Here is a 25,806-nt window from a genome sequence, read left to right as displayed (position 1 = left end):
GCCCGTTTCATATGTCTCTCCGACTGTCTCGTAATATTTAACGATTAAGCCTCCCACTTGGCTTTGCTGCAGACCGGATGTGTTGTTCTCACCGAGGTCATAACTGAGGTATTCCGACGCAATCGGTTCAGCGCCATCAGTTGGAGCAGCCTCACCTGCAAAGCCCCAAGAAACAGAAAGATGGTCTGAGCCTGTGTCCCCTCTGAGTAGTGCCTTAATTGCATAGCGTTTGCCAGCTTCTAAACTAATGCTGACTGATCGGCCCGTGGATTCAGTTCCGCCTGCGTCGTAATCTCTGAACTTGGTGACACCATCACGTTTAGCAACAAGCACGAGGTTGTTGATATCTTCATTGCTGCTGAGCCAGAGCTCAGAGTGATCATTAGAGGATAAATAAAAGATATAGTCGGCGTCTTGTTTCGGTGTTAGATATCCACTGATTTCTGCCCCGTAGTTATCTTTTTTGTAATCATCAATTTCGAATGACCGTACAACTTCAATGCTGTCGTAACTATCGTTTTTGTATTTTTCTGAGTTGCTCAGAATGTCGACTGACGGGCCTCCTGATGCCTCTTGATAGCCATAAAATTTGACCTCCCACATTGCCAGGTCATCACCATTAGCAAAGGCTGTATTGTTGTGAATCTTGTGTTGATCACCTTTGGTCTTGAGGGCCACCCCGTTTTGCCAAGCAACATTGTGGCTTGCGATCCTGCCGATACCTGCTGGGTGCCCATCAAAGCGCAGGCCATTTCTAGTATGGCCATAGATCCAGTTTCGATTGACGACGACATCGGAGGCACCCTGATTAATAGTGATTCCACCTGTATCCCAGTCGTACCATGATTTGCCGATATGGTTCAGCTCGATTTGATTGCTACTTCCCGGTCGGCCAAGACCTCCAAAACCCGTCCCAACAACAGTATTTTTTAGGGATACAACGTTGCTGTTATGCCTGACGATCGGCCCCCCATTATTACCCCACATATGGTTGATCGCATCATGAAAATTGTTATTTTTAAAAATCAGTGAACTTACGTTCTTCCCATATTCAATGAGCGTGCCATAGTTGTAGGCAAATTCATTGTTTGTGAACTTTAGCCTCGAGCTCGATCGAACGATGTTTGAACCTGGCCAACTTGTATCCGATAGCATGTAATTGGTGTAGCCAGGATGCAGGACTTTTGAGTTTTTAAACTCCAGATCTCGCGTGTTGTTGATGGTCAGTGACGTGGCAAAGAGATTGATGCCATCAAAGATCCATCCATCGCTATTCAGGATTTTGAGGCCAGCTCCGCTTTCTCCGGGTCCATGTTGATTTGTTCTGGCAATGATGCGTTGCTCATTGGGATCAATGCCATCCGCCAGTTGTAGGTAAAGATCTCCCGTTTCTTTATCAAAGAACCACTCCCGATCGGCATCGAGCAGCGGTAAAGCGCCCATTAACCAACCACCCGTATTGCCTATTACCCCATTGGACGTTTGTTGTTTGGGGTTTTTAGCTGTCTGTACGACATCTGATCCTTGCTGATGATCCTTAACCAGCATCGGCCCTTGGCCGACGCCGTACCAAACGGCTCCTTCGACACTGCCTTGAATATCATCCAAGCCATCGATTCTGTAGTTGCTGTGCTCTTCTGAGTTGGCCGAACGATAGGCCTTGGTGCTGGTCCACCAAAATGAATGATCAGGTTGATCAAATTCATGTTCGAGATTGGGGAATCGTGCGCCTGTGAGTAGCTTGTCGTCTAGAAATAACTGCCTGATCTTGCGCTTGTTGGTACCCAGGTCATCGCTGCCTTGCCATACATTTGTTTTCCAGCGATCTCCATCCTTGACCCATGAAGTGCTGATTGGCGGGGCACCAGAAACAACGACAGTTTCACCTTCATAGGCTTTGACCGTAATGGGATTGTGCTTGTCTCCCTTGGGGCCTGCTGAACCATTGATCTTCAGTTGTTGATAATACGTTCCCCCTCGTATATGGAGGGTATCTCCCGGTTTTAATGAGTCTTTTGCATGTTCAAAGGTTGCGAACGGATTATCGATGCTGCCATCATTTTCATCCGAGCCATTTAATGCCAGGTAATAGTTGTCACCCATGCGATGAGGTTCGACCTCAATAGTCCTCGCTACAGAGGTGCTTAAGCCCTCTGAATCTTCAACGCTATAAGTGAGTTCATAGGTTCCAGGCTTGCTTGTATCAATTACTCTTGGTGATGTGACACTGACGTTGGTGCTGAGGTCACCATCTTCTGGATCAGTTGCAGACCAACCTTCTTCCACCCATTCGCTACCTTGTTGGATGGTGATGCTGGCGTCGCCACTTAGCTGCAGTGTTGGTGCCTGATTGGCCGCTCCCTGTTGTGCAAAGATTGCGCCAGATGTTTCCTGGCCTGTAACAATTTGGATAATACCAGCTCCTGCATCCCCTTCTTGTGATGCCGCATTAACCAGAAATAACTTGTCTCCATTGGCTACCAACTGGGGGTCTTGCGTTGCATTGATTGGTGCTGCGAAGTAAATCTGTCTGCCTAGCTCTCCTTGCGTGCTAATCTCTTGCACGTTACCTTCCCAGCCCTTTCCTTTCCTTTCTATTGCGACTGCATAAATCTTCCCATTGAATTCGGTAATACTCGATATTATTTTATCGCCACTGCTCCCCCATTGTTGCCTCCAGTTGATCGCACCTGTCTGAAGATTTCTGCTGACAAGGCGCCAGGATGAACCATCATAAAACTCATCCAAGCTTGTTTTGCCTGCTGAGATGATCTGATTGCCAACGATGACTGATGTCTGGTCTTGCGTGTTTGTGCGACTCAGCTTTTGCCTATCCGAACCGTTCCAAGCTTCAACGACAGTGCCATCAAGCTTGAATTGATGGACTGTGCCCGAGATTCCAAGTGCTGACTTTGAGCTGACATAAAGGTTGGAACCATCGCTGTCGATTTCCGTGAATGCAGTCGAATCGCTAGCTGCTACCTCTTTCTGCCACAACAACTTGCCATCATTACGATTGACGGCAATGAACAGAGGCCTTTTTGTACCTTTGTATTGCCCGACAGCGTAGAGTGTATTTCCAACGGCGTAGAGATCATTAATGATGTAATTGTGGCTTTCTAGTTCTGTTTTCCAGACGATCTCACCATTGTCAGGATTTAGTTTGGCAATAAACGAGCCACGTGTTTCTTCGGTATGGTAGCTGTTGCGGCTCCAAGCAGTGTAGATTTTTTCATCTTTGTCTGTTGCAGTTGTGATCTGATTGACATCTGCAATCTGTTTTCGCCACTGAAGCTCGCCAGAGTGGGATAACTTACTGATATAGCCATTTTCATAGAGGCTTCCATTTTTCCAGGGAACATACAATGCATCGCTGGTGCTGCTACTTCGCCCCTTTATGCTGCTTTGTGAATCGGTTCCAATTTGGCTAAGAACAATACTTTTAAGTGGATCCTGGTTATTGCTATTTAGAGATTGCTCTTTTCTTATTTCGTTATTACCGCTTTCATTCATGCCGATATTTTTGGCCGTTTATAAGTACGCTCTGCGATATTATTATAATCAAAACCAAAGAGTTATGAGTAATTTAATGTATATGGTATAGACGACATTTATTTGAAAGGAGATTCAACCTAGACAACAAAAACCTATGAAGATTTTTTCTTTATGAGAAGAAATTATAAAAAATCTGCTATTACTGACAGGATTTTGAATAAGCGGATGAAGAGATTCGAACTCTCGACATTCTCCTTGGCAAGGAGATGCTCTACCACTGAGCTACATCCGCAGAACATTGTTATCTTATCTCAAAGAAGGTATCAATGATAAAAATAATTAATTTTTTTCAACTAATTTAAATTTTTAATTAAAGATCCCATCTCAATTGCTTGTAAAGCATAATTCCAACCAAGATTATTTTTAATTCCTGCTCTTTCTAGAGCCTGCTGCATAGTATCAGTAGTTAAAACTCCAAAAATAATTGGAACATTATTCTCATTTGAAACTTGTGAAATACCTTTGCTCGCCTCAGATATAACAACATCATAGTGAGAAGTTTCACCACGAATCACAGCCCCAAGAGCAACTACAACGTCATAACTCTTTTTTTTCATGAGGGTTTTAGCTGCGATTGGTAATTCAAATGAACCAGGAACCCATACTATATCTACTTGATCGCTTAATTCAGAAGTATCTAAACCATGTCTTTTTAAACAATCAAGACAACCAGAGAGGATTTTATTTGTAATTAAATCATTAAATCTTGCTATTACAATCCCAACTTTTAAAGTAGAGGCATTAGTAAAAGAACCCTCAAAAATAGCCATTAAATTTTACTGCGATATATTAATAGACTCTCACGAAAAGGTATTAAGTTCAAACTAATGAAGAAACTATCCCTGTAACAAAAACCAAAACAACCCAAACAGCAGCAATAGAATAGATTTTTCTCCTACTTTCTCGCTGTCCTTCTTCAGTAGAAGGTTGAGTCACATATAAAACGGGTACTCCAACTACCGCAATTAAAGAAGCAAATAATAGAGCATTTACGAAGAAAAAGTTAACAGCCTGCATAATTCAGTCTTAGGTTTCAAATATTATAAATACTATAATCTCATGAAAATGATAATTTTTAGAGAAAATTTACATACTTTAGCCACTTTAAAATGCAAAAAAAAAATTTCTACCTAATATCTATTTAGGAATTAAAAAAGTATGCAAGAAGATACGATAATTCAAAAGAATTTATTTGCGATTGGTACTGATAATAATGAACAAAAAGAAATAACAAAAATTCCAGAAGATTTATCTTTGGAGGATTTAAAAAAAGAATCGCAAAAAAGACCCAGACAAAGAAAAAATTCAACTAATTTAATAAATAAATTCAAGACTGATTTAATTTCAAATAACAAAAATGTTTGCATAAATGAAGAATCTTATAGCTATAAAACAGTTTCAAAACTGAAATTAACTCCTGTAATGAAGCATTATGTAACTCTAAAAGAAGAAAATAAAGATAGGTTATTACTTTATAGATTAGGAGATTTTTTTGAATGTTTTTTTGAAGACGCTGTATTAATATCTAACCTTTTAGAAATAACGCTTACCAGTAAAGATGCTGGCAAAGAGATTGGTAAGATCCCTATGGCAGGAGTTCCCCATCATGCAATGGAGAGATACTGTGCTGATTTAATTAAAAAAAATTATTCTGTGGTTATATGCGATCAATTAGAAAAAAGTTCTGGAAATTATGGGACTCCTATTAAAAGAGGAATAACAAGAATAATTACTCCTGGAACTGTAATTGAAGAAGGGATGTTGATAGCAAAGAAAAATAATTGGATTAGTGCTATTTACTTATCAGAAGAAAACTCAGATGAATCTTATGAATGGGGTATATCAAAAGCTGATGTAAGCACAGGAGAATTAATAACTTTAGAAGGCCAATCTCTGTCAAAACTATTTGATGAAATTATTAAATTAGATTCTTCAGAAATCATTGTAGGAAGCAATGCAGTAAGAGATTTATTAATTAAAGGAAATAGTCAAATTACATATACTGTTTCTCAAGAGACTAATTTTGGAATTAATGAAGCAAATTATCTAATAAAAAATTATTTCCAAATTGCAAACCTAGAGGGAATAGGACTTAAAAATTTAAACAATGCAACTAGATCACTTGGAGGTTTATTAAATTATTTAGAAAAAATTAATCCTTCAAATTTAGATAAAGATTCTTCTTTAAAAATCTCATTAGATTTTCCACAAATCCAATATAGTCACAACAAATTAATTATTGATTATCAAACTCAAAAAAACTTAGAAATCAAAAATACGCAACGAGAAAACAATTATGTAGGTTCGCTACTATGGAGTATTGATAGGACTTATACCTGCATGGGCGCAAGGTGTTTAAGAAGGTGGATAGATTCACCACTATTAAACGTTAATGAAATTTATAAAAGACAAAATATAATTACAAACTTTCTTGAATCAAAAAAATTACGTACAGATACCCAAAATTTACTTAGAGCAATGGGGGATTTAGAAAGACTTGCAGGTAGAGCTTGTGCAGGTCATGCAAGTCCCAGAGACTTAATTGCAATAGCTGAAGGTTTAAAAAAATTGCCTAGACTAAAATCCATAATTGAACTATTTAAATATGATCTCCCAGATTGGACTGATCAATTAAAAAATATTGATGAAGGACTCTTAGAATTAGCTGATACTATAAGTTTTAAATTAGTAGAAAATCCTCCTCTAAATATTAGTGAAGGAGGCATGATCCACGATGGTGTTGACAATGTATTAGATGGTTTACGAAATTTAATGGATGATTACTCTGAGTGGCTAAATAAAGAGGAATCAAAGGAAAGAAAAATTAGCAAAATTTCAAACCTAAAAATTCAATTTCATAAAAATTTTGGTTATTACATTTCTATTAATAAGTCAAAAGTTAATTTAGCTCCACAACATTGGATCAAAAGGCAAACACTTACTAATGAAGAAAGGTATATCACTTCAGAAATTAAAAATAAAGAAAATAAGATTTTCCAAATAAAAAGTAGAGCTTCATCAAAAGAATATGAAATTTTCTGCGAATTAAGAAATATAGTTGCTGAAAAAACAAAACAAATAAGATCAATCGCAAAATCCATAGCATCTCTTGATGCACTACTTGGTTTATCAATTACTTCAATAGAAAACAATTTTATAAAACCTTCATTAATACCAATAAATGATTCAATAACAAAAAATAGTACAAAAATTATCGCAGGAAGAAATCCAATTGTAGAGCAATTGTTAAGTGATAAAAAGTTTGTAGCAAACGATATCTCTTTTGAGGAAAATCAAAAATTAATTATATTAACCGGTCCCAATGCAAGCGGAAAAAGTTGCTTTATAAGACAACTTGGTTTAATACAAATTCTCACACAAATTGGTAGCTTTGTTCCTGCTAATAATGCTGAAATCAAAATTGCAGATAGGATTTTCACAAGAATTGGGGCTGTTGATGATCAATCATCTGGACAATCAACATTTATGGTAGAAATGTCTGAAACTGCATCAATTCTAAATCAGGCAACTCCTAGCTCACTAGTTTTACTTGATGAGATTGGCAGAGGGACATCTACTTTTGATGGACTTTCAATAGCTTGGTCAGTAAGTGAATATCTTGCAAAAAAAATTCAATGTAATACTATTTTTGCTACTCACTATCATGAGCTTAATTATTTAAAAAATTCAAATAAGAATATACAAAATTTTCAAGTTTTAGTAGAACAAAATAACGATCAGCTAATTTTTAGCCACAGGATTGTTAAAGGGGGCTCAAACAAAAGCTATGGCATAGAAGCAGCTAAATTAGCAGGAGTCCCAAAAGAAGTTATAGAAAAAGCAAAATCAGTTTTAAATTCTTTAGAAGAAAATAACAAATTAAATTATGATATTAAGTAGATTTTTGACATTTTTATAAAATGAATACTCTTTAAATAGTTTCCCTCAATAAGGCGTTAACGGCAGCAGCTGCCATGGCAGCACCTCCTCTAGTTGAATTCAAAACAATTCTAGGATGATCGGAGGAAATCAGTTTAATTTTACTATTTTCTACTCCAATAAATCCAACAGGCATTCCGATAATTAAACTAGGTAAATCTTTTGCATTTTCTAAAATATCAATTAAATAAGTTAACGCTGTAGGCGAACTGCCAATAACTACAATTGGAGATTTGCTTCCAGAATTTATAGCGGATAACTCCTTCCAACCTTCACTTAAGCCATATGCAGTTTTAGTTAAGTTTGCATGATTATTTTTTCCAAACCACATTCTAGCGGTGAATACTTTATTCCTAGTTGTATTTTCTGCCATGGATTTTATTGCTGCTGCTGCCATATCGGTATCAGTTAAAATCGGAGCACCATTTTTAAGTGCCTGAAGACCCTTTTCACAAGCACCTTCACTAAAATTTACAAGATTTTGAACCGTAAAATCTCCTGAAGTATGAACCAATCTCTCTAATACTTTTTTTTCCAAATAATTTAGATCATTGGCTACTAAACGAGATCTTATGAATCTGATGCTTTCCAAAAAAATTGGATGATCTATTACCATTAAATTTAATTTGTGTTAGAAGTAATCATAGTTAATATATGGTTTTTATTGAGCTATTATGCCAATACAAATATTATGGGGTAATGATCTAAATGCTCAAAATACATTTATTCAAAAATTAATTGATAAGGAAGTATCCAAAGAATGGAAAGAAATAAACGTAACTAATTTAAATGGAGATGATGATGAGCAAGTCAATAAAGCTTTTGATGAAGTTCTTACACCTCCTTTTGGAGATGGATACAGAATAGTTACATTGAAAAATAATCCCATTTTTACTGCCAAAAATGAAGATCTAAGAACTAAATTTGAAAAAATTCATGACAATATACCTCAAAATACTTATTTAATTTTGCAAAATACAAAAAAACCAGACTCAAGACTAAAGAGTACTAAATTTTTACAAAAACTTATTAAAAATAATTTAGCCAAAGAAAAATCATTTTCTTTACCAGAAATCTGGGACTATGAGGGCCAAAAAAGATTTTTAGAAGATGCCGCAAATGAAATGAATATCAAAATTGATAAAAATGCAGCTGAATTAATAATTGATTCAGTTGGTAATGACAGCTTTAAACTAATAAATGAATTAGCCAAAGCTAAAACATACCTCTCTGCAGTATCAAATGATTCTAATTCACAACTTTTTCTTAAAAGTATTGATGTAAAAAAAATATTTAGTGATCATCAATCCAATATTTTCAAAATCATTGATCTTCTCTTACAAAAAAATATTAATGAAAGCCTCATTGAAATAAATTATTCTTTACAGAGAGGAGAACCTGCTTTAAGACTAAATGCAGGTTTAATTAGTCAAATAAGAATTCATACCATTATAAAACTAGCAGTTAATTCAGGTAACGATAATGCAGAAAAGATTTGTAATCTTGCAGGCATTTCTAATCCAAAACGAATTTTTTTTATTCGAAAAAAAGTCAAAAATGTATCTCAAGAATATTTAATTAATTTAATGAGTAACTTACTAGATGTTGAATCATTACTAAAACAAGGTAATAATCCTATAAATGTTTTTACAGAGAAATTAATTAATTTAAGTTAACCAAATTATAAGTTTAAGAATTTACATTATCATTTAAATATGGCTTTACTAGTAAAAAAATTTGGCGGTACTTCTGTCGGTGATATTAAAAAAATTAAAAATATTGCAAGTAGCATTTGTCAAAGTAAAGAAGCAGGGAATGAAATTGTCGTAGTTGTCTCTGCGATGGGGCAAACTACAGATGATTTAAATTGTTTAGCGGAATCAATTAGTAAAAATCCTAATCGAAGAGAATTGGATATGCTTCTCTCAACTGGAGAGCAAGTAACCATAGCTCTTCTATCAATGGCGTTAAACGAATACGGAATACCTGCAATTTCAATGACTGGTAGCCAGGTTGGAATTATTACTGAATCAATTCATGGGAAAGCGAGAATTCTGGATATTAAAACAGAAAGGATCCAAAATTATTTAAATCAGGGTTTTGTAGTTGTCGTAGCTGGATTTCAAGGAACAACATTAAGCCATACGGGTTCAATGGAAATTACAACTTTGGGTAGAGGTGGTTCAGATACTTCCGCTGTAGCTTTATCAACAGCTTTAGGAGCTGAGACTTGCGAAATTTATACAGACGTTCCAGGGGTTCTTACTACTGATCCAAGGATTGTTCCTAATGCAAAACTCTTAGATGAAATTAGCTGCGAGGAAATGCTTGAACTTGCTAGCGTCGGTGCTTCAGTTCTCCATCCAAGAGCAGTAGAAATTGCTCGCAATTATGGAATTAAATTGTGTGTCAAATCAAGCCAAAGTGACTCCAGTGGGACTCTCCTAGAAAGTCAAATCCAACCTCTCCCGCTAAAAAGAGGAAGCTTAGAATTAACAAAAACAGTCAATAGTCTTGAAGTATTAGAAAACCAAGCAGTATTCAGTCTCTCAAATATTCCTGATAGACCTGGGATTGCTGCGCAAATATTTGAAAAACTTTCAGAAGCAAGTATTAACGTAGATTTAATAATACAAGCGACAAATGATGGAAATAAAAACGATATTACATTTACTGTTGGTGAATTAGAAGTAAAAAAGACTGCAGAACAATGTGAACTTATAACTAGTCAATTAGGGGGAGAATTTAACTTAAAAACCAACATGACAAAATTAAGTATTCAAGGAGCAGGCATTATGGGCAGGCCTACTGTTTCAGCTGATTTATTTGATACTTTATCTCAAGCGAATATAAACGTTAGGTTAATAGCTACTAGTGAAATTAAAGTCAGCTGTGTAATTGAAATTAATAATATACAAAAAACTATTAGATTTGTTGCTGAGAAATTTAAGTTATCCGATACACAAATATTTGTTAATCCAATCAATGAAAAACAAGATCAACCTGAAGTAAGAGGAATCGCATTAGATAAAAACCAAGTTCAGGTAAGCTTTCGAAAACTGCCTGATCGTCCTGGTGTAGCAGCATCGATATGTTTAGCATTAGCTGAAAATAATTTACTTATCGATACTATTGTTCAGTCTGAACGAATTTCCACTTTAAAAACTAAAGATATTAGTCTTACAATGAATAAACAAGATAGAGAGAAAGCTAACTTAGTTTTTGAGGCCTTAACAAAAAAATTACCCGGATCATACATTGAAGATGGCCCTGCTATAGCAAAAGTAAGTACTGTAGGAGCGGGAATGGCATTTAAGGTTGGGACGGCTGGAAAAATATTTAGAGCATTGGCTGACCAAAATATTAATATTGAAATGATTGCCACTAGTGAAATTAGGACTTCATGTATTGTCTTAGAAAAAGATTGTGACAAAGCAGTTAATGCGATTCATAATCATTTCGAATTAGAAAAATAAGTTCTTTTTAATTATTTCTTGCCAATTTTTGTCTTAATTTTTTGATTCTATCCCTCAAATTTGCTGCTTCTTCAAAATTTAACTCTTTTGCAGCGTCTTTCATTTTAATTTCTAACTTTTCTATTAAGTCAGGTAATTCTTCGAGCAAACATTGATTATCACTGGAACTGAGAATTGCGTCAGTTTTGTTATTAACTATATTTATGAGATCTTTAGATAAACCACCAGCATCAAGTTTTCTGGAAAGTTCTAGAAAAGATAATATTGAATTTTCTATTTTTTTGCCTGCAGGTTTTGGAGTAATACCATTGATTTGATTATATTTTTTTTGAATAGTTCTTCTTCTATCAGTTTCAGATATTGCTCTTTTCATTGAATCTGTGAAGTTATCTGCATAAAGCAAAGCAACACCTTCAACATGTCTGGCAGCTCTTCCTATTGTTTGAATCAATGACCTTTCTGCCCTCAGAAAACCTTCTTTATCAGCATCTAAAATGGCGACTAAGGATACTTCTGGAAGATCTAGTCCCTCTCTTAATAAATTAACGCCTACCAAAACATCATATTCGCCCATTCTAAGGTCTTGAATAATTTCAATTCTTTCAATTGAATGGATTTCGGAATGCAAATATCTAACTCTTACTTTATTTTCAGATAAAAAATCAGTTAGATCTTCAGCCATTCTCTTAGTAAGTGTTGTCACAAGCACTCTTTGATTCTTTTCAGCGCGAATTCTTATTTCAGATAACAGATCTTCTATTTGGCCTTCACTAGGTCTTACATCAATTACCGGGTCTAATACCCCAGTTGGTCTTATAACTTGCTCAATAAATTCACCATCACATTGATCTAATTCCCATTGACCGGGGGTTGCACTTATAAATAATGTCTGTTTTGATTTTTCCCAAAACTCTTCACATTTTAAAGGTCTATTATCTGCAGCACTTGGCAATCTAAAACCATGATCTATTAAAACTTTTTTTCTAGATTGATCACCGTTGTACATCGCATGAAGTTGAGGACATGTTACATGACTCTCATCAACTACCAACAACCAATCTTTGGGAAAGTAATCTATTAAACATTCTGGCGGTGAACCTTCCTCCCTACCTGATAAATGACGAGCATAATTCTCAACTCCATTACAATAACCAACCTCTTTAAGCATTTCTAAATCATATTTTGTACGTTGTTCTAGACGTTGAGCCTCTAATAATTTTCCTTCGTATGTAAATTTATCTAGTTGAGTTTTTAATTCACTTCTAATCGCACTTATTGCACTCTCAAGTCTTTCTTTTGGAGTTACAAAATGCTTCGCTGGGTAAACGCTAACTTGTTCCAAACTTTCAAGTATTTCTCCTGTAGTAGGGTCAACATATCTAATAGCCTCGACTTCATCACCAAATAACTCAATTCTTATTAATCTATCTTCATAAGCTGGACCGATTTCTAAAACATCACCTTTAATTCTGAATCTACCTCTAGTAATTTCAATATCATTTCTAGTATATTGATTTTCAACCAGAGACCTCAAAGAAGAACGTAGATTTATTGATTTTCCCACTTCAAATTTAACTGCAGCTTTTAAATACTCGCTCGGTATACCAAGACCATAAATACAACTTATTGAGGCTACAACAATTACATCTTTTCTTTCAAATAATGAGCGTGTTGCAGAATGCCTAAGCATATCTATTTCTTCATTAATTGAAGCAGTTTTGGCTATGTAAGTATCACTTACTGGTACATAAGCTTCAGGTTGATAATAATCGTAGTAAGAAATGAAGTACTCAACAGCATTTTTTGGAAAAAATTCCCTTAATTCATTACATAGTTGTGCAGCCAACGTTTTGTTATGGGCTAAAACAAGTGCTGGCCTTCCTGTTTGTTGAATTACATTGGCAATGGTAAATGTTTTTCCAGTTCCAGTAGCTCCTAAAAGAGTCTGAAACTGTTTACCATTATTTACACCTTTAACTAATTTTTTAATAGCTTCTGGTTGATCTCCATTTGGTTCGTAAGGAGCTTGAAGCTTATAGTTGTTCATCAAGCTAGTAGCTAAAGGATGTTGCTATACTAAGAAATTTTTTCTCCAATTATTGAATTTTTCAAAGATTCTTTTAAGCCCCTAACAACCGCAATCATTGATATTAAATCATCTAATTTATTAACCACCGATCCAACGCCAACTGCTGAGGCTCCAGAGGATATTGCTAGTGGACAAGTTACTTGGCTTAATCCAGAGGCACTCATGATTGGTATATTCAGAGATTGTTTCTTAAATTCTTGATGAATAGCATAGGTAGATGCAAGAGTTGGTACTGATTTTTCAAAAAAACCTTGAATTCCTGGAGAGTAAGGTGTAGAACTGATACCACCTTCTGTTTGAATAATATCAACGCCTTCTTCCACTAGCTTTACAGCAAGATCAACTTGTTTATCAATAGGCATAGTATGAGGAACAGTTACTGATAAAGGAAAATTAGGCAATAAATCCCTCGTCTCTTTTGTAATGTTTAAAACTTTTTTATCTGAAAAATGAATGCCTTTTTCATAAAAAGTATCGTAATTTCCTATCTCAATTAATGATGCTCCTGCTTTTACACAATCTTGAAAAGATCGAGGCACTACTGAACTAACACAAACTGATAGTGTTGAATTCTTAAGTGCTAAATCAACGAGTTCAGGTTTACAAGCAATATCGACAAGATCTGCACCTCCTAATGAAGCAGCCTCAACAATTATTTTCACAGACTGAACATCGAAATTATTCAATCCTGAAATAACTTTGAGTAAGGATTTGCTTCTTAACTCTTCTTTGATTTTTTGTGGCAAAAGATTAATCAGACTCATTGACTTAATGAATTTATTACCCGATTGTGACATTGTTTTAGTAAAACAGTGCATTTTTTAAAAAATATTATCTGAGCAACACAAAATGACTGATAAAAAATTAAGTCAGAAAAATTGGTCATCATGGCATCATCAGCTTCATAAGGAGATTCTTGCCAAAAAAATTTTAATTCCCAAAGGATCCAATATTTTAATAAGTGTTTCGGGGGGGCAAGACTCAATGGCCTTATTAACCCTAATTAATGACCTAAAAAAACTACATAATTGGTCTATTAGTGTTTGGCATGGTGATCATCAGTGGCACGAAAAATCATCACTATATGCTACTGAATTAAAAGATTATTGCGAAGATAAAAATATTTCATTCTCTTTTGATCAAGCAGATAAAGAAAGTATTTCTTCAGAAGAAAAAGCACGAGAATGGAGATATAAAAAATTATGTAAAAGAGCCAAAACTTTATTAAATAAAAATCAGGAAAAACATAATATTTATTTGCTAACTGGTCACACGAGTAGTGATAATGCAGAAACATTTATCCTTAATTTATCTAGAGGAAGCAATTTTGCAGGTCTGAGTAATATTGAGAGTAAAAGATTAATAGAAAATCAAATTTATTTAATAAGACCAATATTAATTTTCAGTAGGGAAGATACAAAAAAATTTTGCAATGAAATGAAGATTCCAGTCTGGGAAGATCCTACAAATTCAGATCTTAAATTAAAAAGAAATTTAGTAAGAAAAAAAATTATTCCTACCTTAGAAGTTATCTATCCTGGTTGTTCTGAAAGGATAAATAATTTTTCCCAAAAAATGAGCAAATACAATAATGAACGTAATGATCTAAGTGAACTAGCGTATTTTTATTGTAAAGATGTTAAAGGTATCAATAGGAATCTCCTAAATAGTATGTGTATTGAAGCGAGGTGCACAATTTTAAATAGATTTTTAAAAGAAATATCTCCAAAGCAATGTAGTTCTAAAAATCTGACAAAATTAGCAACTTCAATTTATGAAAAAAATAAAGGTCAAATTAATCTGCAAGAGTTTTTAAAAATTGTTTGGGATAAAAACTATATAAATTTTGAAAAAAGTTAAGATGTTACAGCAGATCTTCTTCTTCTTGTTCTACCTTCAAATGAATCTTCTGTAGAAGTCTCAGCTGATGGATTCTGTGATACTTTTGGACTTTTTTGGGTATTTTGTGGGTTATTTGAACTATTAGGATGATGATTATTGTTTGATTTCTTTTGGAAATTATTATTATTTCTATTTCTATTGGAGAAATTTTGCTCTTCGGTAATCTTTGGAATATAAGCACGAGTTCCACTTGGAGCAGGTTGAACTAAACACAAAATAAGTGGTTCAACTTGTAATTCTCTTCTCATTCTTCTCGATAAACCATTTTCAATTTCTCTTTGTACACCAATCCAATCTACCTCAAAATTATTCGGCCCAGTTTGTCTGGATAATTGTTTCCATCTATTTTCTAAGACCCAGCTTATTTCTCGTTCTGTCCACATAGACATTTTTCTTGGCTCTGCAGTAGTAACAACTCCTCTCAAATTAACTCTAGGAGGCGCAACCATCTTCCCATCTGTACTAATAGGAGCTAAAACAGTTACTACACCATCTCCAGCCAATTGCTGCCTTTCCTTTAATACTCGAGCATCTACTATCCCATTTCGTGAGTTATCAAGCAGTTCAACACCAGCTTTTACAGGATCACCCTTTTGAATAGAATTAGGTGTTAACTCAACTACATCTCCATTTTCAATAATTAAGATATTGTCTTTTGGAACCCCCATAGTTTGTGCACTCTTCCCATGACAAACAAGCATTCTATGTTCTCCATGAACAGGAACAAAAAACTTAGGTTTTGCGAGTGCCAACATTAACTTTTGATCTTCTTGAAAACCATGACCAGAAACATGAATATTCTCACCCTTTCCATAAACAACCTTTGCTCCGAGTTTCATTAATCTGTCAATTGTATTAACAACAGAAATAGTATTACCAGGAATTGGGCTGGCTGAAAATATTACAGTATCAGTAGTCTTAAGCCGAACATGCTGATGTTCACCACGAGAGATTCTGCTTAACGCTGCTAGGGGTTCTCCTTGACTACCCGTCATTAATAATAAGGTCTCCCTATCTGGCAAATCTCTAATTTGCTTGATAGGAACAAATAAATCATCTGGGCATTTCATATAACCAATATCTCTTGCCTTAGCAATAACATTTATCATCGATCTACCTAACAAACCGACCTTTCTTCCATGTTTCATGGCCAATTCTAAGATCATTGTCACTCTATGCACAGAACTAGCAAAAGTGGTAAGGATAACTCGTTCTTTTGCCTCTGCAATATGTTTTTCTAAAGAGGGATAGATAGTCTTCTCAGAAGGACAAAAACCTGGAACTTCGGCATTAGTAGAATCACTGAACATGCATAAAACACCCTTCTCTCCGTAATGCACCATTCTTTCAATATCAAATTGCTCTCCATCTACTGGCATATGATCAAACTTAAAATCTCCCGTGAAAATAATTGTGCCAACAGGTGTTGTAACTGCTAAAGAAAAGCTATCGCAAATAGAATGGGTATTTCGAATAAATTCAACAGAAAAATGTTGTCCTACTTTTACAACATCTCTTGGATTTACTGTCTGTATTGTTGTTCTATCAGATACCCCTGCTTCCTCCATTTTTCCTCTAAGCATTGACATTGCAAGTCTTGGGCCATAAATAATGGGAATATTAAAGTGCTTTAGATGATGAGAAATACCTCCAATGTGATCTTCATGCCCGTGAGTGACAATCATTCCTTTTATTCTTCTTTGATTTTCTTTTAAAAAAGTTGTATCAGGCATAACAACGTTTACGCCATGCATACCATCAGATGGGAAAGCTAGGCCAGCATCAACAAGCATTAATTCATCACCATATTCAAAAACGCAAGTGTTTTTTCCTATTTCATGTAATCCTCCAAGAGGTATTACTCGTAGAGCTGGGGTATTACTTTTAGATCTAGATGAATCATGAGTAGATCTTTTTACAGTTGAATTTGTACTTGATTGCATAATTTTGAAATTTATGAAGGCCTGCTTGTAATCAAATAAGGTTTATTTAAATTTAATTATCAAGTTAAATATAATCCCTATTATAGGGAATTCAGGATAAAAGATAGTTGCTTTTTCATGTCATTGTTTAAAGGTGACAAAGGACTTCTAGGATTACCTACATCCCATCCCGATAGCTCCAAAGCAGCTTTAATTGGGATTGGATTAGTAGTCATAAAGAGTGCTTTGAAAAGAGGCTGAAGTTTTTCATGAATAGCAAGAGCATTGGAAACCTTTCCAGTTTGAAAAGAATGAATCATCTCTTTCAATTGCAATCCAACTAAATGACTTGCAACACTTACTACTCCTACAGCACCTACCGATAACATTGGAAGCAACAATGAATCGTCGCCACTATATACAGATAGTTCGGAGCCACAAATAGCTCTTAATTCTGTTACTTCTTCTATTCTACCGCTTGCAGCTTTAATACTGAGAATATTTGAGAAATCCATAAGTTTCTTCACAGTATCAGGTAATAAATTGCATCCAGTCCTGCCAGGAACGTTGTAGAGCATAAGAGGCAAATCCTTTGCAGATTTAGCAATAGAACTGAAATGTTTATAAAGACCTTCTTGAGGCGGCTTATTGTAATAAGGAACAACGACCAAAGCACCGTCGGCACCAGAGTCGTAAGCTTTTTTTGTAGCTTCCACAGCTTCGCTTGTACAATTGCTACCAGTGCCAACTATTACTTTACAGCTTGCATCCAAAGATCCTTTTACCGCAATAAATAAATCATGCTGTTCAGCCCATGAAAGAGTCGGAGATTCTCCAGTAGTACCGCACAACACAATTCCATCGGAACCGTTCTCAAAAAGATAATTTGAAAGTTTTATAGCTAGTTCATAATCTACATCTCCATTCTCAGTGAATGGAGTAACCATTGCAGTCAATATTCTTCCAAATAGTGGATTATTACACTCAGTTTTGTTTGCAATCATTTTTTTGGAATTAATAACTCAGCTATTTGAACAGCATTCAGAGCTGCTCCTTTTCTTATTTGATCTCCACATAACCATAATTCTAATCCATGAGGATGACTTATATCAGTTCTTAGCCTGCCAACAGCAACACTATCCCTTCCCATAACGTCATTTGGCATAGGAAATCTATTATTTTTATAATCCTCAATAATTTCAATTCCAGGAGATTTTTTTAATTCTTCAAGAGCATCTTTAGGCTCAACTACATCGGCAAATTCAATATTGATCGATTCAGAATGTGCTCTCAGAACTGGGACTCGAACACATGTAGCAGAGAGCTTTAAATCAGCAATATTTAATATTTTCCTTGTCTCATTAACCATTTTGATCTCTTCTTCGCAGTAATTATTTGAAAGCATAGGGGAATTATGTAAAAACAAATTAAAAGCAAGGGAGTATGGCAAAACTTCACTTTTTTGAGGATTTCCTTGAAGATATTGTTCAGTTAAAAGTTTTAGTTCCTCCATCGCCAGTTGGCCTGCACCACTGACAGATTGATATGTTGAGACAATAACTCTTTGAATAGTAGAAAGTTTGTTTAATGGAGCTAAAACTAATGTCAATAAAATGGTAGTGCAGTTTGGATTCGCTATTACCCCATCATGATTAAGTACGTCACTAGCATTAACTTCAGGGACTATAAGAGGAACGTTCTTATCTAATCTGAAAGCACTTGAATTATCTATCAGTAAAGCATTTTGATCAATAATGGTAGATAACCACTTTTTTGAAATACTTCCGCCAGCTGAAGCCAAAACTAAATCAAGATTCTTAAACTCTTCCTTAGTTGTTTTTTTTGTAACTAATTCTTCATCTTTCCAAATAATTTTTTTTCCTTCTGACCGCTCTGATGAAAGCAAGACCAATTCTGATATTGGGAAATCACGTTGTTCAAGAATTTTTAGCAATTCAGATCCCACAGCACCTGAAGAACCTAAAACAGCAACTTTTAATGGCCTATTAGGCAAATACGGAGAATGTCTCACACTTTAAAATGATTCTTATAAATAGATTGACTATTTTTTTTACTTTATCAAAAAATTAACTTTCAAGGAAATCACATAATGTGAAATAATTAAGATTCGGTTCATAGTAATAACTTAGAAAAACATGGCTAAAGATGCACTAATAGTCAAAACAACTCCTCTGCCTCAAAGTAGGATTTCATTCGAATTAGAAATACCATCTGAAACATGCAAAACGTGTGTAAATGAAACAATCAGTTCAATCAGTCGTTCGGCTAAAATTCCGGGATTTAGACTTGGTAAGATTCCTAAACAAGTCTTAATCCAAAGAATTGGCATCGCACAATTACATGCTTCTGCTCTGGAAAAAATTATTGATAAATCATGGCAAGAAGCGTTAAAAATGAAATCTATAGAGCCACTAAGTGAGCCAGAATTGGTAGATGGATTTGAATCTTTACTTGCAAAGTTTAGTCCTGAAAAATCACTTAAGGTTACTCTTCAAACTGATGTTGCCCCAGAATTAAAACTTAAAAAATCCAAAGGACTAAGTGTTGAAATATCAAAGACAAAATTTGATCCTAATTCAATAGATGAAGCGCTAGAAAAATCTAGAAATCAGTTTGCAAACATTATTCCAGTTACCAATAGAGCAGCAAAATTAGGAGATATTGCTGTAGTTAGTTTCAAAGGAAAATATAAAGATTCTGGTAAAGAGATTGATGGTGGAACAAGTGAATCAATGGATCTTGAGTTAGAAAAGAACAAAATGATTCCCGGTTTCGTTGAGGGAATCGTAAAGATGGAAATTGGTGATACTAAAACACTTAACCTTAAATTTCCTGATGATTATTCTCATGAGGATTCAAGAGGCAAAGAAGCAATTTTTGAAGTAAATCTTAAGGATCTTAAGGAAAAAGAATTGCCTGAACTCAATGACGATTTTGCAAAACAGTCTGGCAACAAAGAATCATTAAAAGAGTTAAAGAAAGATATTGAAAAGCAACTTAAAGACAATTTTGAAAAAACTCAAAAAGATATCAAAATTGAAGCTTTATTAGATGCATTAACAAACGAATTGGTTGCTGAAATTCCAAAATCTATGATTGATATAGAAGTGAGGAATAATATTGAACAAACCGCTCAAAGATTCGCTCAACAAGGTCTTGATGTTAAATCTACTTTCACTCCGGAATTAGTTAAGTCATTAGCAGAGTCCACAAGGCCTCAAGCTGAAAAAAATGTTCAAAGAAATTTAGCTTTAAAAGCATTAGCTGAAACAGAAAACATAAAAGTTGAGCAAGATGAAATTGATTCAAGAATGAAAGATTATGAAGATGCAATCTCTCAATCTTCAAAACAAATAGATATTAAAAAATTAACAGAAGTAATAACTAACGATTTACTCAAAGAAAAGTTAATCATTTGGCTTGAAGAAAATTCTGAAGTAAAAGAAAAAACTACAAAAACTTCTAAAGCTACAAAAAGCTCAAAAACAACAAAAGCTACAAAAACTGCGTCAAAAACTACAAAAACTACAAAAACTACAAAAACTACAAAAACTACAAAAACTCAAAATAAAAAAGAAAAAAAATAATTTATGAAATTTCCTACTAATTCAACAAAAACCCCTTAAATTATTTATAGGACGAAAAACTAATTTGTGAACTCAGAAAAAAAACATTTAATCCAAAGCTCAATAAGTTCTTACGAAAGTAACAATAAAACCATTGCTGCTGTTCCTACTGTTATAGAACAATCAGGCAGAGGAGAAAGAGCTTTTGATATTTATTCAAGACTATTGAGGGAGAGAATAATTTTTTTAGGTACTGGAATTAATGATCAAGTATCTGATTCACTTGTTGCACAATTATTATTTCTTGAAGCGGAAGATCCCGAAAAAGACATACAAATATATATCAATTCTCCTGGAGGCTCAGTAACTGCAGGAATGGCAATATACGATACTATGCAACAAATATCCCCAGATGTAGTGACAATATGCTTTGGAGTAGCGGCAAGTATGGGGGCATTTCTACTTTCTGGAGGAGCAAAGGGGAAAAGATTGGCTTTACCTAATTCTAGGATTATGATTCATCAACCTCTGGGAGGTGCACAAGGTCAAGCAGTAGAGATTGAAATACAAGCTAAAGAAATACTTTTTCTCAAGAAAACATTAAATTCGCTCTTAGCAGAACATACTGGTCAACCTTTAGAAAAAATTAATGAAGATACAGAAAGAGATTACTTTTTATCTCCCTCAGAAGCAGTCGAATATGGATTAATTGATAAAGTTATCAAAAAGTGACAAGGGGTTCTGATTTTTTAAGAATAAGATGACGAATCGATATTTATAAGCAATCCTAGTGAATAGGGAATATTTAACACCCTTCACTTTAAAAACTTATTATCGATGGCTAAATTCGACGCCCATCTTAAATGTTCATTTTGCGGTAAATCACAAGACCAAGTGAGAAAGCTTATAGCTGGTCCTGGGGTTTATATCTGTGATGAGTGCATAGATCTTTGTAATGAAATTCTCGATGAAGAACTACTTGATAATCAAGCGAACACAAACAACTCTCCGCAAGTAAAAAAGAAATTAGCAACTGATAATCCAAAAAAATCTGTTCCTTTAGAATTAACCTCAATTCCTAAGCCATTAGAAATAAAAAGTTTTCTAGATAATCAAGTTGTTGGACAAGAATCTGCAAAAAAAATATTATCAGTAGCCGTATACAATCACTACAAGCGATTAGCTTGGAAAGTTAAAGAAGATAGTAATAATAACAATGCAACAGATTCACAAGCAACTAAATTACAAAAATCAAATATTTTACTCATCGGCCCTACTGGAAGTGGAAAAACATTGTTGGCGCAAACTTTAGCAGAGTTTTTGGATGTTCCTTTTGCAGTAGCAGATGCAACGACTTTGACAGAAGCTGGATATGTTGGGGAGGATGTTGAAAACATACTTTTAAGACTTCTGCAAAAATCAGAAATGAATGTAGAACTAGCTCAAAAAGGAATTATTTATATTGATGAAATAGATAAAATTGCTAGAAAAAGCGAGAATCCCTCAATTACTAGAGATGTCTCTGGTGAAGGAGTACAGCAAGCTTTATTAAAAATGCTTGAGGGAACAATTGCTAATGTGCCACCACAAGGCGGAAGAAAACATCCTTATCATGACTGTATCCAAATTGATACGAGTCAAATACTATTTATTTGTGGGGGAGCTTTTATAGGTTTAGAGGATATCGTTCAAAAGCGTATGGGTAAACACTCTATAGGTTTTACCACCAATTCAGATCAAAACAAAGTTGATACAAAAAAAATAGTAGACCCAAGAGATTCCCTGAAAAATTTAGAATTAGATGACTTAGTGAAATATGGCCTAATTCCAGAATTTATTGGAAGAATTCCGGTTTGTGCTGTATTAGATCGTCTTACTAAAGAAACTTTAGAATCTATTTTGACTCAACCAAGAGATGCATTAGTAAAGCAATTCAAAACTTTGCTAAGTATGGATAATGTTGAATTATCATTTGAGCCTGATTCTGTTGAAGCGATAGCAAATGAAGCATACAAAAGAAAAACAGGTGCAAGAGCATTAAGATCAATAATTGAAGAGCTAATGCTAGACATAATGTACACTTTGCCTTCTGAAGAAAATGTAAAAGAATTCACAATTACGAAAAAAATGGTAGAAAATTTGTTCTCATCTAAAATTGTTAAACTACCTTCAGGATCAAAAAGAATCATTAAAGAGTCTGCATAAAATTAGAGTTTAATTTTTTTTAATAAATCCCTAATTTTTCTAATTAATGAAAAATAAATGCCAAATATACATAAGCCTTTCCATCAAAAATATAGACCAAACAACTTAGACGAACTGGTTGGGCAAAAATTTATATCCATTACACTCAAACAAGCTCTATTAACAAAAAAAATTGCTCCTGCATATCTTTTTAATGGTCCAAGAGGCACTGGAAAAACATCAAGTGCAAGAATATTTGCAAAATCTCTAAATTGCCAGGCATTCGACCAACCTACGATAACTCCTTGTTGTAAATGTGACTTATGTAGACAAATTACAGATGGGAGCGCTCTAGATATTATCGAGATTGATGCAGCATCAAATACAGGAGTAGAAAATATAAGAGAAATTATAGAAAGAGCGAGATTTGCTCCTACTCAAGCGAGATGGAAAGTCTATGTAATTGATGAATGTCATATGCTTTCAACGGCAGCTTCAAATGCTTTACTAAAAACTATTGAAGAACCGCCCTCAAGAGTTGTATTTATACTTGCGACGACAAATCCTGAGAGAGTATTAAATACAATAAAAAGTAGATGCCAAAAGTTTGATTTTAGAAGAATAAGCCCTAGTGATATTTTTCAACATTTATCAGAAATCGCCGAAAAAGAATCCATTAAGTACGAAGTTCAGGCGTTAAAAATGATTGCAAAAAGGTCTAATGGAGGTATGAGAGATGCACAAAGCCTACTTGAACAATTGAATCTTTTACCAGAAGGAATAACAATAAATAACATCCAAAACCTCCTAGGAGAAGTATCAGAAAGTGAATTAACAAATATGATTAAATCATTGGTTGAGAATAATCCAGAGTCATTAATTGACACTTGCAACAAATTATATGATGCCGGAAACGAACCTCTTCAAATAATTATCGGATTATTGAATATAACAAGAGATCTACTATTACATAGTACTAATAACAAATATTCAGATCTTTATTATACCTCTGATGAATTTCGAGATGAGTTAGATAAAATCTCAAAAACAATAAATAAATCTAAAATAATAAATTGGCATAATAATCTGAGAAATATTGAATATCAAATCAAATCAAGTGATAATCCAAGGCTTTGGTTTGAAATACATTTAACTGGTCTTCTGGATAGTCAAGAGATAAATAGTTTTGAAAATAAACAAGAAAGTAAAAATAATACGACTGAGGAAAAGCATGAAAGTAGAAAACACATTTCAATTTTTAATAAAGAGAAAATTTCTAATGAAATTCAAAAACCAAGTATCCAAGAAGAGATAACTCACAAGGAATTGATCGAAAAAAAAGACGGAAAATTAGAAAAATTTGAAGTTCTTGAAAAAGAAAGTATTGAAAATATTTCTGAAAAGAACCAAAATAATCCTCGATCAAATTTAAAAGATAAATGGGAATTAATTCTTTCTAAAGTAGAGTTACCATCAACAAGAATGTTACTTTCACAACAAGCCGAACTTGAAAGTTTTGATTCGGAGAAAATCACAATTGCATTATCTCCAAACTGGGAAAGTATGATAAAAAGCAGAAAAGTTATAATTGAAGATACTGTAAAAAAGATATTTGGAGATGGAATAATACTTAATTTTTCAACCAAACAATTAAATAAAAGTAACCCAACAAACACTCCAGAAATAACCCAAAATGAAGTAAATAATTTCCGACCAATAAAAAAAATAGAACCAAAAACTAATTCGACAACAAAAATTTCTAACGAGGAAACTTATGATGATAGTTCAAAAAACTTAGCAAATTTTTTTAATGGAGAAATTATAGACCTTGATGAATAGATTAAACTCCAGTATGAAGAGTCTTTCGCCAAAGTATCTTTTTGGGAAAAATAGACATCTTTATAGTTACCCAGGGGATTACTAAAAACCAATGAGATAAATAAAAAACCGATACAAATACCATCAAAAAATTACTTTTTTGCAATACAGGTACTTCACTTTTACAAGAAGAACCGTACCAAAAAGCAATTCCAGATAACATAAAAGCTGTAAATGAAATAGGCCAGTAAATTGGTGAATCTAAAAAAGCAATACTGAAAACTAAATCAAAAATAGAAATGATTGGTAATGCATATTGCAAGATGAAAAAGTAAGTTAAATCAAATTTCTGCAAATAATCAATTTTATTAGTAAATAATTGATCTCCATAATCGAAGAATCTTTGCAAACCCCCCTCTGCCCATCTTTGCCTTTGCGCTAATAAAGCATTTAAATTCTCAACTGCCTCCTCCATGACTGGAGGATCCCATAAGATTCCAATTCTAGATTTTGATAATAATAATCTTAAACTCAAATCAAGATCATCTGTAACTGTATCTTCATTAAAAGAACCACATGCTAATAATGTTTCCTTCTTAATTAATTGGCCATTTCCCCTTAATTCGGAAACTCCAGCAACTGATAATCTTCCATATTGAAAGATTGCATCCATAGCCATCTCCATTGACTGACAGGAAGTTAAAAAATTCTTACTTACATTTGTTACTGATTTTCTTAGTTGAACTGCAGACCAATCACCCTCTTCTACAAAACTAAATAACCTTATCAAAGAATCTTGTTTTAATTCAGCATCAGCATCCAAAACTAATAACCATTCACCATGGGTAAATTTCAAGGCATAATTCAAAGCTCCTGACTTTCCTCCTCCTGCATTTGGAGAACGACTTATGACTTTTAACTTGTCATATTGTCTAGATAATCGATCTAAAATTAAAGGCGTCTTATCAGAACTACCATCATCGATTATGTAAATATTAAATTTATTTGTTGGATAATCTAAACTAAATAATCTTTCAACTAATCTTGCTATGACATTTTCTTCATCTCTAGCTGCGACTAAAATATCAAGCACAGGTAACTCTTTATTGCTAATTCTTCTGCCTATAGTATTTAAAACGTTCTTCCTTTCGAAATTTCTAGAAATAACTATTAAACCGTAGAAAACAATCACAAAAGAAAGAGTCAATATTATGTAAAAGAAATTTTCGATATTGTTAGAATGAGGAATAAAAGCTACTAAAAAACAACCACTAAGAAATATAAATGACTTCAATCTTCGATTTTTATAAAAACCCTTACTCATAAAAGTAAAT

The 25,806-nt window shown here is 34.0% G+C and carries 19 protein-coding genes, 1 tRNA gene and 2 pseudogenes; 9 read left to right on the top strand and 13 right to left on the bottom strand.

The genetic code is table 11. The annotated features are described in order from the left end of the window. Window positions 1–144: 144 nt before the first annotated feature. Both EV02_RS09890 and EV02_RS09885 read right to left on the bottom strand, forming a co-directional pair. Window positions 145–1,608 (bottom strand): annotated as a pseudogene (locus EV02_RS09890) (PA14 domain-containing protein); the annotation flags it as partial. Between the two features lie 567 nt (window positions 1,609–2,175). Beyond that, window positions 2,176–2,286 (bottom strand): annotated as a pseudogene (locus tag EV02_RS09885) (immunoglobulin-like domain-containing protein); the annotation flags it as partial. A gap of 64 nt (window positions 2,287–2,350) precedes the next feature. On the opposite strand from EV02_RS09885, the gene EV02_RS09765 reads away from it, so the two are divergent. After that, a complete protein-coding gene (locus EV02_RS09765) occupies window positions 2,351–2,524 on the top strand; it encodes a hypothetical protein (RefSeq protein ID WP_241433715.1) in 174 nt (57 codons plus the stop codon). A 118-nt stretch (window positions 2,525–2,642) separates the two neighbouring features. Here EV02_RS09765 and EV02_RS09760 read toward each other — a convergent pair whose 3' ends face one another. The 4 genes from EV02_RS09760 to psbZ all read right to left on the bottom strand — a co-directional run bounded on the left by EV02_RS09760 (window position 2,643) and on the right by psbZ (window position 4,572). Continuing rightward, complete coding sequence (locus tag EV02_RS09760; protein ID WP_241433714.1) at window positions 2,643–2,783, bottom strand: hypothetical protein; 141 nt, start codon at window positions 2,781–2,783, stop codon at window positions 2,643–2,645. A 932-nt stretch (window positions 2,784–3,715) separates the two neighbouring features. Beyond that, a tRNA-Gly gene (locus tag EV02_RS02580) sits at window positions 3,716–3,787 on the bottom strand. Window positions 3,788–3,848: 61 nt separating this feature from the next. Next, on the bottom strand, window positions 3,849–4,325 hold the full coding sequence (gene ribH, locus EV02_RS02585) for a 6,7-dimethyl-8-ribityllumazine synthase (protein ID WP_032519964.1): 477 nt from the start codon (window positions 4,323–4,325) through the stop codon (window positions 3,849–3,851). Window positions 4,326–4,374: 49 nt separating this feature from the next. Then, on the bottom strand, window positions 4,375–4,572 hold the full coding sequence (gene psbZ / locus EV02_RS02590) for a photosystem II reaction center protein PsbZ (protein ID WP_002807211.1): 198 nt from the start codon (window positions 4,570–4,572) through the stop codon (window positions 4,375–4,377). Between the two features lie 141 nt (window positions 4,573–4,713). Here psbZ and mutS point away from each other — a divergent pair, with 141 nt between their 5' ends. Further along, entirely contained in the window at window positions 4,714–7,455 is a 2,742-nt protein-coding gene (gene mutS, locus EV02_RS02595) for a DNA mismatch repair protein MutS (protein ID WP_032519963.1), read from the top strand. A gap of 31 nt (window positions 7,456–7,486) precedes the next feature. On the opposite strand, the gene EV02_RS02600 is transcribed toward mutS, so the two are convergent. After that, on the bottom strand, window positions 7,487–8,110 hold the full coding sequence (locus EV02_RS02600) for a precorrin-8X methylmutase (protein WP_032519962.1): 624 nt from the start codon (window positions 8,108–8,110) through the stop codon (window positions 7,487–7,489). A gap of 58 nt (window positions 8,111–8,168) precedes the next feature. Between EV02_RS02600 and holA the strand changes: the two genes are divergently transcribed. Both holA and EV02_RS02610 read left to right on the top strand, forming a co-directional pair. After that, window positions 8,169–9,170, top strand: coding sequence for a DNA polymerase III subunit delta (gene holA / locus EV02_RS02605; protein WP_032519961.1), 1,002 nt, complete (start codon window positions 8,169–8,171; stop codon window positions 9,168–9,170). Window positions 9,171–9,209: 39 nt separating this feature from the next. Continuing rightward, window positions 9,210–10,970: an aspartate kinase gene (locus EV02_RS02610; protein ID WP_032519960.1), complete on the top strand. Its 1,761-nt coding sequence runs from the start codon at window positions 9,210–9,212 to the stop codon at window positions 10,968–10,970. A gap of 7 nt (window positions 10,971–10,977) precedes the next feature. On the opposite strand, the gene uvrB is transcribed toward EV02_RS02610, so the two are convergent. Further along, complete coding sequence (uvrB, locus tag EV02_RS02615) at window positions 10,978–13,017, bottom strand: excinuclease ABC subunit UvrB (protein WP_032519959.1); 2,040 nt, start codon at window positions 13,015–13,017, stop codon at window positions 10,978–10,980. Between the two features lie 29 nt (window positions 13,018–13,046). Continuing rightward, on the bottom strand, window positions 13,047–13,823 hold the full coding sequence (locus tag EV02_RS02620; protein ID WP_032520494.1) for a DUF561 domain-containing protein: 777 nt from the start codon (window positions 13,821–13,823) through the stop codon (window positions 13,047–13,049). Window positions 13,824–13,908: 85 nt separating this feature from the next. Here EV02_RS02620 and tilS point away from each other — a divergent pair, with 85 nt between their 5' ends. After that, window positions 13,909–14,919, top strand: coding sequence for a tRNA lysidine(34) synthetase TilS (tilS, locus tag EV02_RS02625; protein ID WP_032519957.1), 1,011 nt, complete (start codon window positions 13,909–13,911; stop codon window positions 14,917–14,919). Here the strand turns inward: tilS and EV02_RS02630 are convergent. The 3 genes from EV02_RS02630 to EV02_RS02640 all read right to left on the bottom strand — a co-directional run bounded on the left by EV02_RS02630 (window position 14,916) and on the right by EV02_RS02640 (window position 18,915). After that, on the bottom strand, window positions 14,916–16,904 hold the full coding sequence (locus EV02_RS02630; RefSeq protein WP_032519955.1) for a ribonuclease J: 1,989 nt from the start codon (window positions 16,902–16,904) through the stop codon (window positions 14,916–14,918). The two genes, tilS and EV02_RS02630, sit on opposite strands and share 4 nt — an antisense overlap. Before the next feature lie 80 nt (window positions 16,905–16,984). After that, window positions 16,985–17,887, bottom strand: coding sequence for a 4-hydroxy-tetrahydrodipicolinate synthase (gene dapA / locus EV02_RS02635; RefSeq protein ID WP_032519954.1), 903 nt, complete (start codon window positions 17,885–17,887; stop codon window positions 16,985–16,987). Next, complete coding sequence (locus tag EV02_RS02640) at window positions 17,884–18,915, bottom strand: aspartate-semialdehyde dehydrogenase (RefSeq protein WP_032519952.1); 1,032 nt, start codon at window positions 18,913–18,915, stop codon at window positions 17,884–17,886. The genes dapA and EV02_RS02640 overlap by 4 nt, the downstream gene beginning before the upstream one ends. 124 nt (window positions 18,916–19,039) lie before the next feature. Between EV02_RS02640 and tig the strand changes: the two genes are divergently transcribed. The 4 genes from tig (at window position 19,040) to EV02_RS02660 (ending at window position 24,493) form a co-directional block, all read left to right on the top strand. Next, on the top strand, window positions 19,040–20,491 hold the full coding sequence (tig, locus tag EV02_RS02645; RefSeq protein ID WP_032519949.1) for a trigger factor: 1,452 nt from the start codon (window positions 19,040–19,042) through the stop codon (window positions 20,489–20,491). Window positions 20,492–20,557: 66 nt separating this feature from the next. Then, entirely contained in the window at window positions 20,558–21,202 is a 645-nt protein-coding gene (clpP, locus tag EV02_RS02650; RefSeq protein ID WP_011819266.1) for an ATP-dependent Clp endopeptidase proteolytic subunit ClpP, read from the top strand. Window positions 21,203–21,307: 105 nt separating this feature from the next. After that, a complete protein-coding gene (clpX, locus tag EV02_RS02655; protein ID WP_032519948.1) occupies window positions 21,308–22,675 on the top strand; it encodes an ATP-dependent protease ATP-binding subunit ClpX in 1,368 nt (455 codons plus the stop codon). 57 nt (window positions 22,676–22,732) lie between these two features. After that, complete coding sequence (locus EV02_RS02660) at window positions 22,733–24,493, top strand: DNA polymerase III subunit gamma/tau (protein WP_032519947.1); 1,761 nt, start codon at window positions 22,733–22,735, stop codon at window positions 24,491–24,493. A 1-nt stretch (window position 24,494) separates the two neighbouring features. Here EV02_RS02660 and EV02_RS02665 read toward each other — a convergent pair whose 3' ends face one another. Next, window positions 24,495–25,796 (bottom strand): glycosyltransferase family 2 protein, encoded by a 1,302-nt coding sequence (locus EV02_RS02665; RefSeq protein WP_032519946.1) that lies wholly within the window; start codon window positions 25,794–25,796, stop codon window positions 24,495–24,497. Window positions 25,797–25,806: the final 10 nt, after the last annotated feature.

This window comes from Prochlorococcus marinus str. SB, assembly GCF_000760115.1.
Classification (GTDB): Bacteria; Cyanobacteriota; Cyanobacteriia; order PCC-6307; family Cyanobiaceae; genus Prochlorococcus_A; species Prochlorococcus_A marinus_D.
The sequence above is the reverse complement of the archived record's forward strand: the minus strand, read 5'-3'. Positions and strand labels throughout refer to the sequence as shown.

Coding starts and splice junctions, on each gene's coding strand:
- dapA (WP_032519954.1), bottom strand. CDS start 17,887: ATGATTGCAAACAAAACTGAGTGTAATAATCCACTATTTGGAAGAATA.
- tilS (WP_032519957.1), top strand. CDS start 13,909: ATGACTGATAAAAAATTAAGTCAGAAAAATTGGTCATCATGGCATCAT.
- holA (WP_032519961.1), top strand. CDS start 8,169: ATGCCAATACAAATATTATGGGGTAATGATCTAAATGCTCAAAATACA.
- EV02_RS02630 (WP_032519955.1), bottom strand. CDS start 16,904: ATGCAATCAAGTACAAATTCAACTGTAAAAAGATCTACTCATGATTCA.
- uvrB (WP_032519959.1), bottom strand. CDS start 13,017: ATGAACAACTATAAGCTTCAAGCTCCTTACGAACCAAATGGAGATCAA.
- clpX (WP_032519948.1), top strand. CDS start 21,308: ATGGCTAAATTCGACGCCCATCTTAAATGTTCATTTTGCGGTAAATCA.
- EV02_RS02665 (WP_032519946.1), bottom strand. CDS start 25,796: ATGAGTAAGGGTTTTTATAAAAATCGAAGATTGAAGTCATTTATATTT.
- EV02_RS02660 (WP_032519947.1), top strand. CDS start 22,733: ATGCCAAATATACATAAGCCTTTCCATCAAAAATATAGACCAAACAAC.
- EV02_RS02620 (WP_032520494.1), bottom strand. CDS start 13,823: ATGAGTCTGATTAATCTTTTGCCACAAAAAATCAAAGAAGAGTTAAGA.
- psbZ (WP_002807211.1), bottom strand. CDS start 4,572: ATGCAGGCTGTTAACTTTTTCTTCGTAAATGCTCTATTATTTGCTTCT.
- tig (WP_032519949.1), top strand. CDS start 19,040: ATGGCTAAAGATGCACTAATAGTCAAAACAACTCCTCTGCCTCAAAGT.
- EV02_RS02600 (WP_032519962.1), bottom strand. CDS start 8,110: ATGGTAATAGATCATCCAATTTTTTTGGAAAGCATCAGATTCATAAGA.
- ribH (WP_032519964.1), bottom strand. CDS start 4,325: ATGGCTATTTTTGAGGGTTCTTTTACTAATGCCTCTACTTTAAAAGTT.
- mutS (WP_032519963.1), top strand. CDS start 4,714: ATGCAAGAAGATACGATAATTCAAAAGAATTTATTTGCGATTGGTACT.
- EV02_RS02610 (WP_032519960.1), top strand. CDS start 9,210: ATGGCTTTACTAGTAAAAAAATTTGGCGGTACTTCTGTCGGTGATATT.